Here is an 18517-nt window from a genome sequence, read left to right on the forward strand (position 1 = left end):
TTGAGTGGCCGCAGCAGTTTAACGATTTGTTAAAGGAACGCCACCGATCTAGCGCATTAGCGGAAGATCGGCTGGCGTTTGACGCTTATAGCAGCATGTTACTTAAACGTTTGGGCAAGGTACCGGTGCCCAGTCGGCCAGGTTCGGATCGCGGCAGCTGCCTTCGAGCTGCGCCTTGCCGGCGCTGGCGACCTGCTTGCTTTCAGCTTGCTTGGCCTGCACGGTCTGGATGCTCTTCTCGGTGGTCACCGCTTCTTGTGGCACCGCCGGCAGCACTTTCTTTTTCGCCGGTTTGACGACTTTCTTGCCTTTGGCCGGCGGCGTGACCGGTGTGGTGTCGGCAGTGGCGACGGTGACAACGTCGTTACGCTGCACACCCACTTGCTGCAGGTCTTTCTCGTAGGCCTGGGTGTAGTTGTTCAGGTCTTCGCTGGCTTTGCCGTTGACCGCGACGATCAGGTCATTGGACTCCTTCAGGCCCGCAACGATTTCCGCCAGGCGCTTGCGGCCTTCGGTGTCATTGACGGTCTTGGCCTTGCGATCGGCCACGAGCTTGGTGAACGCGCTCTGGTAGCACTGCTGCGACGCTTTGGCGTATGCGGTGCTGCGGTCGATGTCGGACGCGCTTTTGTTGAAGTCGGTGGAGTAAGACGCAATGCGCTGGTTGTCATCGCTGATCTGCTTCTGACGCTCGGTGTAGTAACCCGCCGCACCGCCAGCCAGGGCCCCGCCGGCTGCACCGATGGCGGCGTTGCGGCCACGCTTGTCGGAGTCGCCGGTCAGCGCGCCCAGCAGTGCGCCACCGGCCGCGCCGATGGCCGCACCGGTCACCACCGACTTGGTCATGTCCGAATCGGTCGCACGCAAGTGCTGCACTGGCTCGTAGCAGTTCGGGTAGTACTCGACCTTGGTGCTCGACGCGACCTTGGAGGACGGCGACGTGGCGCAACCGGTCAACACAGTGCTGAAACCAGCCGCGATCAGCAGCAAGTGACGCTTGGAAACCGCCTTACGGGAAAAAAGCATAGGTGTGTTCTCTTTTAAGTTTGACTTGCCCAGCACGGCCCACCGCCGCCTGAGTCCCTTCCAAGCTCGCCCTACAGCCAGCGCTCATCGCTGACCGCTCGCTGCGAGCAATTCCTTCAAGATCGTTGCCGGGTCGGCCCGCTGTTGCTTGCGGTAGTTACCGACATGGCGAACGAACAGTGTTGCGCGCGTCACCAGGCTCTTGCCGAGCACCGGCTTGCGATCCAACTCTTCCTTGATCCGCTGAAACTGCGCCTGTATCACCGCATCCGTGTAGCGCGTGCCGGTGGCCAGGTTGTCGATATAGATCGCCACCGCGCCATCCAGCGCGCTGCGGCCATTGGTGATGGCCATTTCAAACAGCTGCGCGCTGGCCTGGTCCTTGTTGTCCAGGGCCTGCTGGCGGCTCTTCTGCAGGTTGGCCAGGCGAATGTTGTAGTTGGCGATGGTCTCGGCTACCAGCGCGGCCGACTGAATCAGGTTGCCCGCGGCTTCTTCACGTTGCTGGGCGATCAGCGAGACGTTGCGCTTGAGCTCCTCGTTGACCAGCCCAAGCTCGGCTTGCAGCTTGGGGTCGACGCTGGCGGCGATGATGCTGTCCAGGCGTTTGGTCGGGTCCTGGGCGTCGTCGATGGCATCGGTCAGTGACGCCAGTCGGCCCTCTTTCTGCCACTGAGCGAACAGCTCCTTGTAGCGCGAACGCGGCGCCGACAGCGCGCCGATCGCCACGCGAAAACCGGTGGTCTCGTTGCTTTGCTCGGTGCCATCGGCGGCGAACAGCGGATATTCACGGCGCATGCCGGTGAACAGCGTGCCCTCGCCTTCGAGGTAGTTGCCGCCCTTGACCACAAACCCGCCATAGGTGCCCTGGCGACGCCCGGCGTGCACCAGCTGGAAAGATTCCTGGACCATTTCCGCCGCGTTGCCGATCACATCGAACAGGCCGATCGGGTTGGGGAATTTGGTGCCGATGGGCATCAGGCGCGCGGCTTGGCCGGTGCCGCCGGCCACCTGGTTGAACACCGCGTAATCGCCGAGCGGGCCGTCGCTGTCACTGCCTTCGACGCGGCGGGGGAACAGGCGCCCTTCCAAGTCCTGGCGGCTGACCGCATGACCGCCGCGGGCGGCGAATTCCCACTCCACTTCGGTGGGCAGGCGCACAAAACCGAGACCACCATCATCCGCTGAAGAACCGCGACCACTGACCGGTAGCCGCTCACGGTGGTATTTCATCAGCCAGGCGCTGTACACCGCCGAGAAGCGCTCGGCTTCGAAGCGCGACAGCTTCACCTTGGGCAAGCGTCCGGCCATGCCGGTCGGTGCATCGCACGCCGGTGCGGGTTCGCCACTGGCCAGCGACTGCGCCTGGGACATCACCTGGGCGTATTGGCGAGCGGTCACTTCGTACTTGCCGATGAAGTACAGCATGGGCTTGAGCGGGGTCTTGGCGTCGGTCTTCGGCATCAAGGGCGCGATGACTTTGTTCCAATCTTTGGGCAGGTCCTTGAGGGTGAACTGGCCGTTGATGAAGTCGCGGCGGTAGCCGGAAATAAACGACTGCTGATAACCCGCCTCGCCTTCGGCGAAGGGGTAGCCGAGGCTGATCTCGCGGTCATCCAGGGTGCCCTGGGCCAGCACATAGGCGTAGCGGAACACCATGTTGCCTTCGCACGGCAGTGGCAGGCTGACGTCGCCTTCCAACGGCTTGGGGTTGTCGAGCTTGTCACTCGCCTCATCGGCCCAGACCATCGAGGCCAGGGTCAGCGCCACGCAGGCGCCCAGTAACTTATACATCTCTGATTCCTTCAGAAGCCTGGATCCGCGCCACTCGCCAACCACCGCAGGCCGCCGCCACGGCGCTGACGCCGAGGACTGCAACCAGGGCCAGGCCGTAATGACGTGCCAGCAGGTGACTGGCGTGTTCGCCCGGCACCTGCACAAACAGCTTATTCAACGCTGCCTCGGCCAGGCCATACAGCCCGGCACTGAGCACGCCAGCCAAACCTGCGCTGTACAGCGCCTGCACCACCACGAACAACAGCAGCCCGCCCGTGGAAAACCCCAGCAGGCGCAGCACCGACAATTCCCGCCGCTTGCGGGCGACGGCGGCCAGGGCACCGGCAAAGATCGCCGCAAACGCCCCTGCCAACGCCAACCCGCAGATCACCCAGAACACGATCGACAGGTTGCGGCTCAACGACTGCACCTGCGCGATGGTCTGTGCCTGGGTCGACACCAACAGGTTCTGCCCCGCGAAGTACACCCGCAGCGGCTCCACATCGACAAGGTTGCGGGCATACAAGCGGAACGCCGGGTAGACCCGTTGCTCACTCACCCCCACCGCCTCACCGTTCCACCCCAACGCCGGCACCGCCAGGCCGTCGCGATAGTCTTCCGCCGCTTCCAGCAATGTCAGATCGGCGAACAGACCGTCACGGGCAAAGGCTTCCAGCGGCAGTACCGCCAGCACCCGCACGCGCGTGCGCTGGGCTTCCACGCGTCCCGCCACTTGCCGTGCAAAACGGACGTCCAGCCAATCCCCTGGCCGCGCCGCGAGCTTCTCGGCGGCGGTGTGGCTCAGCACGATCTGGTCCAGGCCCTGTGGCACCGGCAGACCGGCCAGCAACGGATCACCCGAGGCGGTCGGTAGCATCTCCAGGGCCAGCGAGCCCACCTGCGCCGTCGCCGCAATCTGCCGTGTACGCGGCAGCGCAAACGCTACGTCGCTGCGCTGGCCGAGCTGCTCGATAAAGGCGCTGCTGAATCGACCACCGCCCAGCGGAATAATTTCACGGGTGGCAGGGTCGGTCTCCAAACGTTCGGTCAAACTGCTAACCAGTCCAAATTTCAGGCCGAATAACACCAGCAACGGCGCGATCACCGCCACCAGCGCGAGCACCGAACAGGCGGACAGCCAGGCATCGTTTCGATAGTCCTGCCAGGCCAGCGACGCCACCAGACCGATGCGCATCAGCACGCCTCCCCAAGGGTGGCAGTGACACCGCCGTCGGTGTCGCGACGGCAACTGATGCGCCGCACCTGCAAGCCACTGGCCCGTGCCAGGGGCTCGTCATGGGTGGCAATCACGCAGACCGCACGATGTTCGCGAGCCTGGGTCAGCAGCGCCTGCATCACGCGCTCGGCATTCAAAGGGTCGAGGGACGCCGTCGGCTCGTCCGCCAGCACCAGGTGCGGTGCATGGGCCAGCGCGCGGGCACAGCTGACCCGCTGGCGCTGGCCCACCGAGAGCGCCGCCGGCTTCTTGGCCAACTGGTCGCTGATCTCCAACTGCTCGGCCAGGCGCGCCACGCTGCCGTCGTCCTTCAAGCCCAGCAGTTGCCGGGACAAGGCGATATTCGCGCGCACATCGAGAAAACCCAGCAGGCCGCCAGTTTGCAGCACATACCCCAGATACTGGCTACGCAGCGCGGCCAGCGTGGATTGCTGATCGCCGCGCCATAGCCCGGCGATGTCGTGCCGATGGAATTCGAACTGCCCGACCTGGTCCGGCGCCAATACCAGCGCCAGCAGGTCCAGCAAGGTGCTCTTGCCGCAACCGCTGGGCCCGACAATCGCCAATTGCTCACCCTCACGCAGCGTCAGCGCCGGAATCACCAGGCTATAGCGCTGGCTACCGACACCCCGGCTCTTGTGCACCGCGCTCAGGTTCAGCATCACGGCAACGTCGACAACGGCACGCGGTACAACGCATCGCCCGGCTCGGCGTCGCCGAAACGGACCCAGTTGGCCACGTCATTGTGGAAGGTTTCGTAGAGACGGATCTTCGAATCCAGCTCGTCGATAAAGTCTTCCTGCTCGGCCACGCTCAACGACAACCACAAGTCCTGGGTCATGTTCAGCGACTTGCTGCGATACGGCAGGCCTTCCAGGTATTCGCCGAGGATGCCGCCGTCGGCCAGGTTGCCGCCCTTGCGCAGGGCTTGCGGATCACGGCTCATGTAGGCCGAGGCGCTGGCGATCTCCTGGAAGAAGTCCTTGGGCGAGGTCTGGGTCTTGCGCGCCGCGTCGACGATCAACTTCAGCGACTGCTGCAGATCGTTGAGCTGCAACTTGGTCAGCATCACGCACACCTGGAACGCCGGCAGTGCCGGGTTGGTCAGGTCGCGGTCGGCGGTCCAGGCGCTGACCAGTTGCGGCGCCTGGCTGGCGGCTTTGCGACCGAGGAAATCCATGTGCATGGCATAACCCACCGCTGCGGACTTGTCCGCCAGGCTCGGTGCGCTGTTGAGCAATGGCACCGGCTGCGGCGTGTTGCTGCGCACCTGGTGCACGAGGTTGGCGAACACCGTGCCGATCTCATCCACACGCTCACCCAGCTTGCGCACATCGCCACCGGGCACCGGCGTGTAGAGGTCGCCAATCTGCGGGTTGGCGTCAGCGGTGAGGATGCGGTACTGGCTCTCGGCACCGGCATGGGTTTTCTTGCCGGCGTCGGTGCGCAGGTGCAGGGCGTAGATCTTGATCTGCTTGCCCAGCGCAGCTTGGCGCACTTCGGCTTCGTTCATCTGGGTAGCGGCAAACGGGTCGTTCTTGCGCAGCGCACCGGCGTCGGTGACCAACAGGATGATGCGCCCACCGTAGCCGGACCAATCCATGCCATCCACCGCCTGCATCACGCCGGCGAACGCGTCTTCGTTGAAGGAATGGCTGGACACCGTGGACGCCTTGACCTGGCGCGCCATGTCGAGAAAACGCTGCGGGTCGCGCCCCTGCTCGAGGCTGATCAAGGTCTTGGCCACGTATTCCAGGCCTGGGGTTTTCTTGATGCTGCTGCGAAACCCAACCATCCCGAAGCTGACACTGTCCAGCTCACCGCGCTCGGCAATCCGGGTCTGCAGCTCGTGCACGACGTCGCGAACCTGGTCGATATAGGGCTGCATCGACACGGTGGTGTCCACCACCAACACCACCGCCGTGCGGAAGGCGTCGGCGTTGGCATTGATCACCGGGGTCGAGGGCTTGGAGGCTGCGCTGCTGCCGGGGTCGATGGAAGCCACGTTGAGCAACTGCACCGGCTGGCCGTTTTCGTCGAAGCTCTCTTTGGCGTCGAAGATCGGCAACAGGTAGAACTGGTTCTGCGGCACCGCGCTGGCGCTCGGTTCCAGGGCCAGGATCTGGCTGTTGTCTTCGCTGTTTTTCTGCGCCTTGGCCAGCACGCCTTTGGCTGCTGAAGGATCGGCCAGCAGTTTCTCGACTTCTGCGGATTGGCGCAGGAACATCACCGGCGCCCGGCCCGAGCGTTCGGTGAACTTCAACACCAGGCTCTGTTTCCAGTCGCTGACTTGCGACGCCGGCAACCAACCGTCACTGCGGCCATCGGTGGCGGCACCGACGCGCACCCACGGGCTGCCGTCGATGTCCTTGCGCTGGTAAACGTAAAGCACGGAAAACGCTGGCAGGGCTTTGCCCGGCGCACTGCCTGCGTCAGCTGAAAGCCTGGCGCCCGGCTTGCTGAGCACGCGTTGGAACAGGGTCTTCTTGCCCGCCATCAGCAACGGACGCTGGCCGCCATCGACCTCGGCTACCGCAGGGGGTGGCGTGACTGGCGGCAGCACCGCAGCGGGCGGCTTGGCAACGGGCTCATCGCTACCGCTCAACCACCAGTAACTGGCCCCGCCGATGGCCAAGGCAACCGCCACCGCCACGGCGGCCAGCGCCAGCACCGGACCACGACGCTGCTCGGACACGGCATGGTGTTGCGTCGGTGTCACCACTGGCTGGCGCACGACGGGTTGGGGCTGCGGTTTATCGGTCGGAATATCGATCGTGACCGGGGTCATGCCCGCCAGATCGAAGCTCAGTGGGATGGGCAGCGGTCGTACCAGGGTGGCCTCCGGCGACTCTGCCGGCAGGTTATCCAGCGCCCGCAACAAGGCCGCCGCATCCGGGAAACGCTCCGCGGGGTCCTTGGCCAACAGCTTGCGCAGCACCTCCTGGTAACGGCCGTGGTGCACCGGCAGTTCCGGTAACGGCTCGGTCAGGTGGGCCAGCGCCGTGGACAGCGCATCGGTGCCGTTATAGGGCAGCTTGCCGACCAGGATTTCATACAACACCACACCCAATGCATACAGGTCGGCGCGGCCATCGATCTCCTGGCCCCGCGCCTGTTCGGGGCTCATGTAGCTCGGCGTGCCCACGGCGAACCCGGCCTGGGTGAACTGGGTCCGATCATCCAGCGACTTGGCGATCCCGAAGTCGGACAGCACCGCCGTGCCATCGGCGCGGAACAGAATGTTCGCCGGTTTGACATCGCGGTGCACCAGGCCTTGAGCGTGGGCATAACCCAGCGCCGAGGCGATCTGGCGGATCAGCGTCACGCCCTGCTCCGGGGTCATGCCAGCAGCGATGCGCTCCTTGAGCGTACCGTTGGGCAGGTATTCCATGGCCATGTAGTACAGCTCACCGACGTTGCCGATGTCATGGATGGTCACCGTGTGCGGGTGTGACAAGCGCGCCAGGGTCTTGCCCTCGCGCAGGAAGCGTTCGCAAAAACTCGGGTCTGCCGCCAGCGCCGCCGCCATCACCTTCAACGCCACCTTGCGCTCCAGCGAGCGCTGGGTCGCCAGGTACACGCTGGCCATGGCGCCTTCGCCGATCTCGCCTTCGATGTCATAACCCGGGATGACGATGTTCATGGCGATACCTTCACGACAATGGCGGTGATGTTATCCGGCGCGCCTCGGTTGAGCCCCAGGTGCACCAGGCTGCGCACGATTTCATCCGGAGCGTCGTGACTGAGGACTTCGCGGATCTCATGGTCTTCGACAGTCTTGTTCAGGCCGTCACTGCACAGCAGGTAGCTGTCACCGGGGGCGATCAACAGGTCGACCACCGCCAGGTCCAAGTGGGCTTCCACACCAATGGCGCGGGTGACGATATTGGCGCGCGGGTGTGTACGGGCGTCGGCTTCGCTGAGCAGGCCGCTGTCTTGCAGGTCCTGGACGTAGCTGTGGTCGCGGGAAATGCCTTCGAGCAGGCCGTCGCGCAGGCGATACAAGCGACTGTCACCGGCCCACAGGCACACACCGCGCAAGCCACGGGCAGCCAACAGCACCACGGTGCTGCCCATCATGGTCACACCACGGTTGGCGGTTTCTTCACGTACGGCCGTGTTGATGCGAAGCAGGTCGTTGCGCAGCGCCGCCGTGTATTCATCCAGCGAGCGCCCCACCGGCACGCTGCGCAGGCTGTCGACGATCAGGCTGCTCACATAGTCCCCCGCCGCATGCCCGCCCATGCCATCGGCCACTACCCACAGGCGGTTTTCCGGCAGGTCGAGGCAGGCGTCTTCGTTGACCTGGCGCACCATGCCCACATGGCTCTTGCTCGCGGATTTATACGTCGACCCCATCTACACCACACCTTCTTGTCCGAGCAAAAACTGCGCAAAATCGCCGGTGGCAGGCAGGCCCTGACACCGCAACAAACCAGGGGAAATCGCCTGCGAACCCCGGCCCCACCACAGGCTCGCACCGTCGCAGGCCTGTTCGGCGAGCGCGGTCATGCGCTGGTGCGGCAGGGTGGCGGCCACCCGCTGCAAACCGGCAAAACGGCTATCCACCGCGCGCGGTTCACTTGCCGGGAGACCCAGGCTATCGAGGCCTTCATTGAAGTGTTCGAAGGTGGCGCCGGTATCCAGGGTGCTGAGCAACAGCGTTTCGACCTGCTCGAACCAGGTGTCCGGCCCGCCCACCAGCGAGGCAGGATTGGTGTCGTGGTCGAGCAACGCCACTACCGCCAAGGGGAAATAGCGCCCCACCCGGTCGATGCTCGGCATCACCACACCCGCCGCCGCATCCGGCCCGCACACGCCCGGCGCCAGCACAAAGCGCCAGAGCGGGCTGACCAGGTAGGTGTTGAGCCAGTCACTACCGAGACTGTTCTGGCTGGCAAGCAAACCCGCCGCCAGCCAGCTGTCCCATGGGCCAATGAAACTCTGGGGCAAGGCGCGACTGACAAAATCGCCCCGGCTGGCCAACTTGCCGTAGAAACCCAGCGACGTCATAGCCGCTCCGGCAGGCTGAAGCCGCTGAGCACGCGGCTCTTGAACGGGTTGAAGGCACTGTTGGCGCGCAGCTCGTAGGCGATGCTCGCGCCATCGACGCGCAGGCGCAGGTTGAAACGGTCCGGCGAATTACCGGCGGTAAGGTCCGACTGTTCCAGCAAGCGGAACCAGGCCCACGGCCCGTCCAGGGTCACGCCCGAACGGCCACTGGCCGACGGCGGCATGATGGAGATACGCACCACGCCGATGCTGCCGGGGTTCGGCCATTGCATCGCCACCGGGCGGCTCGGGCCGTGGTCGTAGCTCAATTGCTGGCCGTCGAGGTCAAGCAGGAATTGGGTGATGGTCGGGTCCATCGACACCGGCTTGAGTTCGAAACGCACGACGGGTTGAGTGCCTCCGGCGCGGAAGAACGCATCGCGGATCGACGCGGCACGCTGGAAGGTCTGCAGCACACCCGGTGCAATCCCGAGTTTCTGTGCCGCACCCGGCTGCCAGCGCCAAGTCTGCGCGGAAGTGTCCACGTAAGGTTGCAGGTACTTGCGGAAGTAATTGTCCATCACCCCGCCCACGCCGAAGAACTGACCGAAGTCGTCCAGGGTGGCATCCCGCGCACTGCCCGGCGACATCGGGTAACGGCCGGCCAGGGACTGGCGATACACGTTGACCACTTCGCTGACCCAGGCCGCGTTCAACTGGTTACGTACACCGCCCATCATGCTGTTGGTGGTGGAATTGACCACCGACTTGACCATGCCCTGTACCAGCGCAGGCTGGCGCTCGGCATTCAGGCTAACCCGCGTGGCCGCAGCCGCCGCCTGGTTCTTCGCCTCGCCGAGCAAGGCGTCGCCGCTGGCACCGACCATGGCACTGACCTGCACATACAGCGCATTCATGTCGGTAAGCAGGCCATCGATGGCCGCCGGCTCGCCTTCGTTCTTGCTGACGATGCCGTTGAGTTCGGCAAAGTGCGCGGTCACCGGATCATCCGCCGCCGCAGGCGCATTCGCAGTCGGTTGCTCCTGGCCGAGCAGGCTGCCCAGGCGCTCCTTGAGCTTGTCGACACCCCCTTCCACCGGCACGCCCTTGGCCGCCAGTTGGCGTTCCTCGGCTTGCAGATCGGTTTCCCTGGCCACGGCCACCAGCAGTTTTTTCAGCGGTGAGGTCGGGCCGGAGATCACCCGCAGCACGTCGGCCGCCTGGGCCACGCTGGTGATCGGGACAAAGTCGATGTCCGCCAGCAACGCATCCCACTGGCGCTGGTAGTCCTGGAAATACAGGCGCCGCACATCCGCGGCCAGGCTCACCACGTTCTGCTGGTCGGCCTGCGCTTGGCCCAGCACCCATTGCTCTTCAGCCAGGGTACCGGTCTGGTTCAGGCTGCTCGCCAGGAACGCCTGGCGATAGCCGTTGGCGGTGAAAAACCCGCTCAGCGGCTCGCCCAACGGCTTGCCGCTTTTGCGGCTGAACACCAGCGCCGCGTCACGGCCGGCAGCTTCGTTGATGCGAAAGTCCGGGATGCCTTCGGGCAGTTTCTGGCGCTTGACCCGGTCATACACCCGCTGGGCCACTGGCAGTTGTTGCAACTGGCGACGTAGGTCATCGATCAAGCGTGCGTCCAGACGTGCACTCGGTGGATGGCGTTCGAACAGCGACTGCAAGTGCCCGGCCAGTGCCTGGCGCTGATCGGCCGGCAGGTCGCGTGGCAGGTTGCGGTCCCAGTCGAGGGCGATCCAGGCCTTGATGAAATCCGGGTCGTAATGCTCGGTGTCGGCGAGCATCAAGTAAGCCTTGAGGCCTTCGTAGAGGAAATCGGAATTGCCGCCGCCGTGCAGCTGCTCTTCGATGCGCGTCACCAGGCGTGGCGCGAACACCGCGATCAACAGCTTGCGGTAGACACTGGCAGACTCGGCTTCGAGCATATCGCCCTGGTACAGCCCCAGCCCCTCGGACCAGCTCGGCGAGTCGCCCGCCAGGTTCTTCACGGCGTTGAGCAATGGCAGGACGGCGAGGACTTCGCGCTGTGCCGGGCTCAGGTTCTGCACAGTCTGGCCCAGTGGAGCGACTTTCTGGTCAACCTGGGCGATATACGCCTGGTTGGCACGGTAACTCACCCACCACAAGCCACTGACCACCACGACCAACGCCACGGTGGCAGCCAGCACACCGCGTGCAATCCACTTGCGTCGACGCTCGACCTTCGGGTTCACCCCCACCAGGCCGCGCTCGGCAAAGGCCACCGCAGTGAAGAGTTTTTCGATGAAGTAACTGCGCCCTGTACCGCTCTGGCGCGCCAGGTGCTGGCGGTCCAGGTTCATGCTCTGGGCCATCGCGCCGATCAGACGGTCGATCGGGCTGCCTTCCTGGGTGCCACTGGTGAAGTACACACCCCGCAGCAATACGCGCTCTTCAAAGGCATTGGGCTTGAACACGCCTTCGAGGAAGCTTTGCAGGCAATCTTTCAACGCGCCGAACTGCTGCGGGAAGCCGTAGATCAGGTCGCGCCGCGCCGGGTCGCGCTCCTGTTGCAGGCGCTCGACCAGGCGTTCGTTGAGGCGCTGCTCCAGGCCGGCGAACTCACTTTGCAGGTGCGCCAGCGGGCTGTCGCTGTTTTTGCCGTCGTCCAGGGCAAAGGTCATGCCCCACACTTGGGCGCGCTCTTCCTTGCTGAGGTTGTCGAAGAACTCCATGAAGCCCGGCACCAGGTCGAGCTTGGTCAGCATCAGGTAGATCGGGAAGCGCACGCCCAATTGGGTGTACAGCTCCTGGATGCGCAGGCGGATGGCAGCGGCATGGGCGGCGCGTTCGGCGTCGGTGCCCAACAACAGGTCCGACAGGCTGATGGCGATGAAAGCGCCATCGATCGGGCGGCGCGAGCGCTGCTTTTTCAGCAGGTCGAGGAAGCCCAGCCACGCGGCTTTATCCACCGTGGAGTTGCTGTCCTGGGTGGTGTAGCGGCCGGCGGTGTCGAGCAACACCGCTTGGTCGGTAAACCACCAGTCGCAGTTGCGCGTACCGCCGACACCACGCACGGCTCCGGCGCCCAACTGCGCGGCCAGCGGGAAATGCAGCCCGGAGTTGACCAGCGCAGTGGTCTTGCCCGAACCCGGTGGGCCAATGATCACGTACCACGGCAGCTCGTAGAGGTTGCGGCGTTCATCGCCACCCAGCTTGGCCTTTTTCAGCAGTGCCAGGGCCTCGTCCATGCGCTGGCGCAGGGTGGTGAGTTCTTCGGCGGTAGCGACGCTGTTGGGGTCGGCCGGGGTTTCGGCGGCCAGGCTGCGCATCACTTCGGCGGCCTGGCGACGGGCCTGGACGATGCGGAACACGCGGTAGGCGAGCCACACCGCGAACACCAGGATGATCAGCGCCCAACGCCGGCCTTCCGGCACCAGCACATCGAGCAACGGCCCGACAAACCAGATGATCAGGCTCAGGGCGATCAGGCCCAGCACGGGAATCACCCAGCGAATCATGAAACTGAAAAACGCCTTCACTCGACGCCCTCCGCCAATACGGTGATTTCAACCCGACGATTGCGGGCACGGCCTTCGGCGGTGGCATTGGTCGCCACCGGCTCGGTGTCGCTTCGCCCCTCGGCGCTGAAGCGGTCCGCCTGGCCAGTCTTGGCCGCGAGGATCTCCAGCACCGACTTGGCCCGCGCTTCGGACAGCGCCCAGTTGGACGGGAAACGCAGCGTGGCAATTGGGCGGTTGTCGCTGTGCCCGGTCACGCGCACCTGGCCCTTGACCTTGCGGATGGCGTCGGCGATGCGCAGCATCAGTGGCTGGTAGTCATCGACGATGCTGGAGCTGGCAGACGCAAACAGTTCATCGCCACGGATGGTGACCACCGAACGGTCGACCGCATCTTCCACGGCGACACGCCCGGCCTTGATGTCTTCCACCAGGAAGCCCGCCAGGCGCGGGCGCTCAATGACTTTGGGCTGCGCCACCGGACGGTCGATGGCCTGCACCGGGATCTCGCCCAGGGCATGGATATTCTTGAACACCGGCTCGGCATCCGACGCCAACTTGAGGCGCAAGCCAAACAGCAACGCCAGCAGCAGCGCGACGCCAATGGCCACGGCGATCCACGGCGGCATGAATTGCGCCAGGCGATCGCGGGCCACGGTCACGCCGCGCCAGTGCGGCGACAGTTCACGCTCGTGTTCGCCACGGGCACTGCGAATGGCCGCGGCGGTGCGTTCACGCAGGGCTTCCAACTGGCTGCGACCGTCGTTCATCACACGGTAGCGGCCTTCGAAACCCAGGCACATGCACAGGTACAACAGCTCCAGCAGGTACAGGCGTTCCCGAGGGCTTTGCAGGCAGTGGTCGAGCAACTGGAAGACCTTTTCACCGCCCCAGGCTTCGTTGTGCACGGTGATCAGCAGGCTCTGCTTGCCCCAGTCACTGGTGCTGCCCCAGGGCGTGCTCAATACCGCTTCATCCAGCGCAGTGCACAGCGCGTAACGCGCCAGCAGCACTTCGTTGCGCGCAATGCCGGCCGCTTCGGCGCGCTCTTCAAACTGGCGCAGGTAAGCCAACAACTGCGCGCGCAGGCTGGCCGGTGCCGGGTGGGCAATGGTGTTGCGCAGGCGTGTCAGCAGCGCCAGCAACGGCCCGGCAGCGCTTTCCAGCGGGTTGAGGCCCTGGCTCTTGCCGGTGAGCATCGGCGCCGCCGGCATGGCCAGAGGCGAAGGTTCGGCACGCGCAGGTTCCGGCGCCCGGCCACCCGGACGCGGCATGAACTGGGTGCGGTCATCGTCATTGGGATGCATCGCGGATTATCCTCGGATCGCCCAGAAGGCCAGGTTCAAGCCCGGGAACTGCCCGGCGATATGGAAGGCGAAGCCACCGGAGTTGCCCAACTGCTGCCAGTGCTCGCTGCCGCGATCCAACTCGTAGTAGGTCGAGCCTGCGTGGTACGGCAGTTGGCGTGGCGCCACCGGCAGAGGCAACAGACTGATGCCCGGCAGTTGCAGGTTGACCAGGTCGCGGATGTGCTCCACCGAGCCGACTTTGCTCTGCTGGCCGAAGCGCGCGCGCAGGGTTTCGCCGGGGACATCGGCGCGCACTACCAGGATGAAACTGGCGTTGTCGAGCAGGGTCTTGTCGGCCAGCATCGCCACGTGCACGCCGTAGGCTTTCTCGACAATCGGGATCGGCGTGGCCTTGCTGTCGATCAGCATCGACAGCGCTTCACGCAGTGCGGCCATCACCGGGGCAAAGCTCAGTGCCAGGTCGTCGTGCTGGTACTGCGGGTATTCCTGAGGGCGACGGCCCGAGGTCGAGAAGGTCGAGAACTCACCGGCCAGACTCACCAATTCACTGAAGAAGCGCTCCGGGTGCAAAGGGCTCAACTGGCTCAGATGCTGGATCAGCGGTTGGGCACGGTTGACCAGTTGCAGCAGCATGAAGTCGGCAATCTCCGACGCGCCACCGGCGCCCGACGCGACCACACGCCCCGCCAGGGCTTCGCCGCGCTGATGCAGCAGGCCAAGCAGTTCGCTGCGAAAGGCGCTCAGCGGCTTGCTCGCGGCGACGTCCAGGACCGGCGGGATATAGGTGTCGTCGAGCACCAGCGCACGGTCGGCGCGCTTTTCCTTGATGCGCACCAGGCCGATGGCAGCGTAATCGCTGATGCCATCCTGGGCGGTCAGCAGGCGCAAGGCTCGGGAGCCCACGGCTACCGGGGCGCGGTTTTCGAACGGTGCGTTGTCATCACGCACTTCCCGCACCTGGCTCACATAACGCGCGGCTTCCAGGGCCTCGCCTTCATCCACCGTGTCGCGGGCGCCGGCACGCTTGAGCGGCAGCGCCAGGTACACCAGGCCGTCGCGCAGGTTGTCGTCGATGTTCAGCGGGCTTGGCGCCAGGTCGTCCTGGGGAATGTTGAACGGCGTACCGTCGGGCAACAGACCGCGCGCCGACACGATCGCCAGCTTGCCCTGGGCCAGCAGGCCCTGGTCGATCAGCAGCTCGGAAAACCCCCAGGCACCCGCCGACAACGGGCGGCTGCGGGCGTCGATCAGGTTCTCCAGGTAACGGTCATGCTGCTGGAAGTGCTGCGTTCCGATGAACATGCCTTCCGACCAGACCACGCGATTGTTCCAGGACATGGGGGCTCCGATTGCTTCTTATTGGGCAGGGCTGGATGGGGTGGCCACGACGTCGGCGCGCACGGCACGCACATCGAGGCTGATCTGGTATTCGGTGTATTGGCGCGCGGGCACGTTGATCACCGTGCGCCATTGCGCGCGGTCCAACTCGCGATAGCCCACTAGCAAGCCAATCTGGCGCGTGGAAGGGTCGAGATCGCGCTGGAGGCTCAGCTGCTCGCCGGGTTGCACCATCACCTCGTCCTGGTCCAGCAGGTCCAGGCCCAGGGTCGATTGCGCCCGGTCAGCGAGGGCGAAGTAATCGGAGCGGGCGAAGGTGGCGGCGTTCTTCAGTTCGAAGATGCGCACCCGCACCGGGGCAGCCTGGCCGTTGGCGCCGGGGTTAAGCCCGCTGATCGCATGAAAGTGCAGCTCGACGGCGGCAGTATTCGCGTCTGCCTCGGCGGCGGTTTCGGGGTTGGCGGCGTCTTTGGCACACGCCGTCAGCAGCAGCAAAGTGGCGACTGCGAGTAAAAACCTGGGAATCATCCTGCGTCCTCAATGACGTACTTAGCTATCCGTTAATCCATGTGTTGCGGTGCGGCTTTATCGACGCTGTCGTGCGCTGTGTTCTTCGTAGGCTCGGCTGAATTCGCGGCCGAACAGGTCCTGGAAGTCTTCCTGGGCCTCGCGGGAAATATTGCTGTAGAGCTCGGTAAACTGCTGCCAGTACTGGGCCTGCCGGGAGCCATTGAACAGGCTCGACAGCCCCCCAGGCTTGCCCATGCGCTCTTCCAGTTGCGCCGGCTCGAAGCGGCTGAGCAGGTGCTTGATCGCGGCTTCCACGCCGGCCATCACCGCCAGTTGGTGGGCGCGCAGATCATTGAAACTGTCGCGTACGGCGAGGTCCGGTGCCATAAACGCCTGGTTGCCGTGGCGAAGCAAAAGCAGCAACGCTTCGTCGGCATTCGGGGCAAATTTCAACGGATTGTTTTCCGCCGGCTGGATCATCGTCTGCTGCATGCGAAACTCGCCCTTGAGGCTGGCACGGGCACGCAACACGTCGATCAGGCCCTCGACCATCAGGCGGTAGCTACGGCCGATGTTTTCCATCTGGGCCTGCGCCTGGGCCTTGTCCAGGCGCAATTGATCAAGGCCCGCGCCGCGCAGGAAGGCTTGCAGAAGATCGGGTTGTTGGCTATCTGCAACGGGGAGCGCAGGCTCGACCACAGGTGGCGGCTGGATGATCTGTGGTGGGGGCGGCGGCGCACTGGCAACGGGCGCTGGCGTGTCGCCAAACAGGTCCCAGTCTTCGGGAATCACCGAGCCCGAGACCACGGGCGTCTCGGCCACGGGCACGACGACCGGCGTCGGCGGGCGGAAGTCGTGTTGCTCGGAAGGCACGTGGTCCGGCGCGGTCGGCGGCGGCACGGCGGTGGGGCTGAGAAAATCAAACAGGTCCGGTAGCGTATCCATCGCGGAGGCTCCCTGGAACTGCGGCGCGATCACTGGCGCCTGGGCTGGCGCGGGCTTGTTCACCACGGCACCCATCAACGCTTCAAAGCTGTTCGGTGAATCGCCGGCAAACGGCTGGCTGTCGGCGACCTGCACGTTGAAGTCGATGCGCGCCTGGATCTCGTAATCGCCGATACGGATCAGCTCACCATCTTGCAGTGGCTCACTGTTACCCCGGCGCATGCGAATACCGGCTTTAACCAACTCCACACCGTTTGTGCTGTTGTCGGTTAAATAATAACGACCCTCTTTGTATTGAATAACGCAATGTTGCGAGGAGACCAGGCGCTCTGGGTCAGGCAAAACCCAGTCATTATCCGAGCTGCGGCCGATAGCCATCACGCCCTGGTTCATGGACTTTTCGGAGCACTGCCCAGGGGTAATCTTGTGATAACTAGTGATAGTCAAACACAGCGACATCTTGCCTCCTTGCTGATACTTCGCGCACGGTCGATTCCAGGGACAGCGCCTCCCGGGATATCGCCATCGGTCGAACAATCGACCGTCTAAAACCTGCCAATGCCAGCATGATCGCTGATCTTAACTGGGCTCTATGACAAAAATCCTGTCCCGGTGCGTCGTTCGACTCACCAGTCGCGCAGGTTGTTAAGCACCGCACATCTGTCACAGAGGGCGAATAGCTTACCTTGACAAGGCCTAAGTACTACACCAAAAATGCACAACTTCTTGAATACCAGTGATGGCACATTAATGGCGCCTCGCTTATATGACCAAGAAAACATGCAAAGTTCCTCGCGCAACTAATGCATGAATTGCCCGCCATCTAACGGGCTGATAGGGAGATCAAATTCAGTGGATGTGCCGTTGCTGCTCACCGCCGTTTCCGCGACTTCGCCCTGTGGCGAAGACATGGAATATGACGCGCAATTTCTGCAGTTGGAGCGTGATGCCAAGGGCCAACCCGAGCGCAGCATGGGCGACTCGATCCTGCCCGCTGAACCGCCGGAATGGCGCAGCATCCAGCAGCAAAGCCTCGACTTGCTCGCACGCAGCAAAGACCTGCGTATCACCCATTTCCTGTTGCAAAGCGCCCTCGCCCTCCAGGGTGTGGCCGGCCTGGCGCAAGCGCTGACGCTGATCGATGCCTTGCTGCGCGACTACTGGGCCGACCTGCATCCGCGCCTGGACGCCGACGACGATAACGATCCCACCGTGCGCATCAACGCCCTCACCGGCTTGACCTGCGACACCAATATTCGCCTGCTGCGCGAAAGTGTCCTCACACGCTCACGCACCTTCGGCCCCGTGACCCTGCGCGCGGCGCTCAACGCCAGTGGCCTGTTGAGCTTTCCCGATGAACAGCTCGGCGCCCAGCAGCTCAACGCCGCGTTCCTCGACAGCGACCCCGAGCAACTGCAGGCTACCCGCGACGCCCTGATTGCAGCGCGTGCGGCGTGCGAAGCCATCGAACAACAGGTCAACGACCAGGTCGGTTCCGCCCAGGGCGTGGACCTCAGTGCCCTGAAGCAACCGCTCAAGCAGGCGTTGCAGATACTCAATCAAGCGGTGCCAGGCACCGCCGGCAGCAGCGAACCCGAGGCCGTCAGTGACGACAATGCCCCCTCGGTCGACGTCGCCGCCGCCCCCGCAGCACCGCGCCCCGTTGGCGATATCGCCAGCCGCGACGATGTGCTGCGCAGCCTCGACAAGATCCTTGCGTACTACACCCGGCACGAGCCTTCGAGCCCGCTGCCGGTGCTGTTGAACCGGGCGAAGAATCTGGTGCACGCCGACTTCGCGGCCATCGTGCGCAATCTGATTCCCGACGGCATGTCCCAATTTGAAAACCTGCGTGGCCCGGACGGCGAGTAAGCCGCTCGACTGCG

General features: G+C 64.2%; 13 protein-coding genes. 1 reads left to right on the forward strand and 12 read right to left on the reverse strand.

Going from position 1 to position 18517, the window contains the following annotated elements; all coding sequences use genetic code 11:
- Positions 1–102 precede the first annotated feature (102 nt).
- From tagQ to tagH, 12 genes are all read right to left on the reverse strand, one after another.
- A complete protein-coding gene (gene tagQ, locus ATH90_RS28085) occupies positions 103–1026 on the reverse strand; it encodes a type VI secretion system-associated lipoprotein TagQ (RefSeq protein WP_034110298.1) in 924 nt (307 codons plus the stop codon).
- Positions 1027–1110: 84 nt separating this feature from the next.
- Positions 1111–2820 (reverse strand): formylglycine-generating enzyme family protein, encoded by a 1710-nt coding sequence (locus ATH90_RS28090; protein WP_098467580.1) that lies wholly within the window; start codon positions 2818–2820, stop codon positions 1111–1113.
- Complete coding sequence (locus ATH90_RS28095) at positions 2813–3997, reverse strand: ABC transporter permease (protein WP_098467581.1); 1185 nt, start codon at positions 3995–3997, stop codon at positions 2813–2815. The genes ATH90_RS28090 and ATH90_RS28095 overlap by 8 nt, the downstream gene beginning before the upstream one ends.
- A complete protein-coding gene (locus ATH90_RS28100; protein WP_098467582.1) occupies positions 3997–4701 on the reverse strand; it encodes an ABC transporter ATP-binding protein in 705 nt (234 codons plus the stop codon). The genes ATH90_RS28095 and ATH90_RS28100 overlap by 1 nt, the downstream gene beginning before the upstream one ends.
- Complete coding sequence (locus tag ATH90_RS28105; protein WP_098467583.1) at positions 4701–7682, reverse strand: serine/threonine-protein kinase; 2982 nt, start codon at positions 7680–7682, stop codon at positions 4701–4703. The genes ATH90_RS28100 and ATH90_RS28105 overlap by 1 nt, the downstream gene beginning before the upstream one ends.
- Entirely contained in the window at positions 7679–8398 is a 720-nt protein-coding gene (locus ATH90_RS28110) for a PP2C family protein-serine/threonine phosphatase (RefSeq protein ID WP_034110307.1), read from the reverse strand. The genes ATH90_RS28105 and ATH90_RS28110 overlap by 4 nt, the downstream gene beginning before the upstream one ends.
- Complete coding sequence (tagF, locus tag ATH90_RS28115; RefSeq protein WP_098467584.1) at positions 8399–9052, reverse strand: type VI secretion system-associated protein TagF; 654 nt, start codon at positions 9050–9052, stop codon at positions 8399–8401.
- Complete coding sequence (tssM, locus tag ATH90_RS28120) at positions 9049–12549, reverse strand: type VI secretion system membrane subunit TssM (RefSeq protein WP_098467585.1); 3501 nt, start codon at positions 12547–12549, stop codon at positions 9049–9051. The genes tagF and tssM overlap by 4 nt, the downstream gene beginning before the upstream one ends.
- Entirely contained in the window at positions 12546–13835 is a 1290-nt protein-coding gene (locus ATH90_RS28125; RefSeq protein WP_098467586.1) for a DotU family type VI secretion system protein, read from the reverse strand. The genes tssM and ATH90_RS28125 overlap by 4 nt, the downstream gene beginning before the upstream one ends.
- Positions 13836–13841: 6 nt before the next feature.
- Positions 13842–15176, reverse strand: coding sequence for a type VI secretion system baseplate subunit TssK (tssK, locus tag ATH90_RS28130; RefSeq protein WP_034110314.1), 1335 nt, complete (start codon positions 15174–15176; stop codon positions 13842–13844).
- A gap of 18 nt (positions 15177–15194) precedes the next feature.
- Positions 15195–15704, reverse strand: coding sequence for a type VI secretion system lipoprotein TssJ (gene tssJ, locus ATH90_RS28135; RefSeq protein WP_034110316.1), 510 nt, complete (start codon positions 15702–15704; stop codon positions 15195–15197).
- 57 nt (positions 15705–15761) lie between these two features.
- Positions 15762–17090, reverse strand: coding sequence for a type VI secretion system-associated FHA domain protein TagH (tagH, locus tag ATH90_RS28140; RefSeq protein WP_098467587.1), 1329 nt, complete (start codon positions 17088–17090; stop codon positions 15762–15764).
- Positions 17091–17483: 393 nt separating this feature from the next.
- Between tagH and tssA the strand changes: the two genes are divergently transcribed.
- Complete coding sequence (gene tssA / locus ATH90_RS28145; RefSeq protein WP_069078573.1) at positions 17484–18503, forward strand: type VI secretion system protein TssA; 1020 nt, start codon at positions 17484–17486, stop codon at positions 18501–18503.
- The last annotated feature ends 14 nt before the right edge of the window (positions 18504–18517 follow it).

Origin of the sequence: Pseudomonas lurida, assembly GCF_002563895.1 — a bacterium.
Taxonomy (GTDB): Bacteria; Pseudomonadota; Gammaproteobacteria; order Pseudomonadales; family Pseudomonadaceae; genus Aquipseudomonas; species Aquipseudomonas lurida.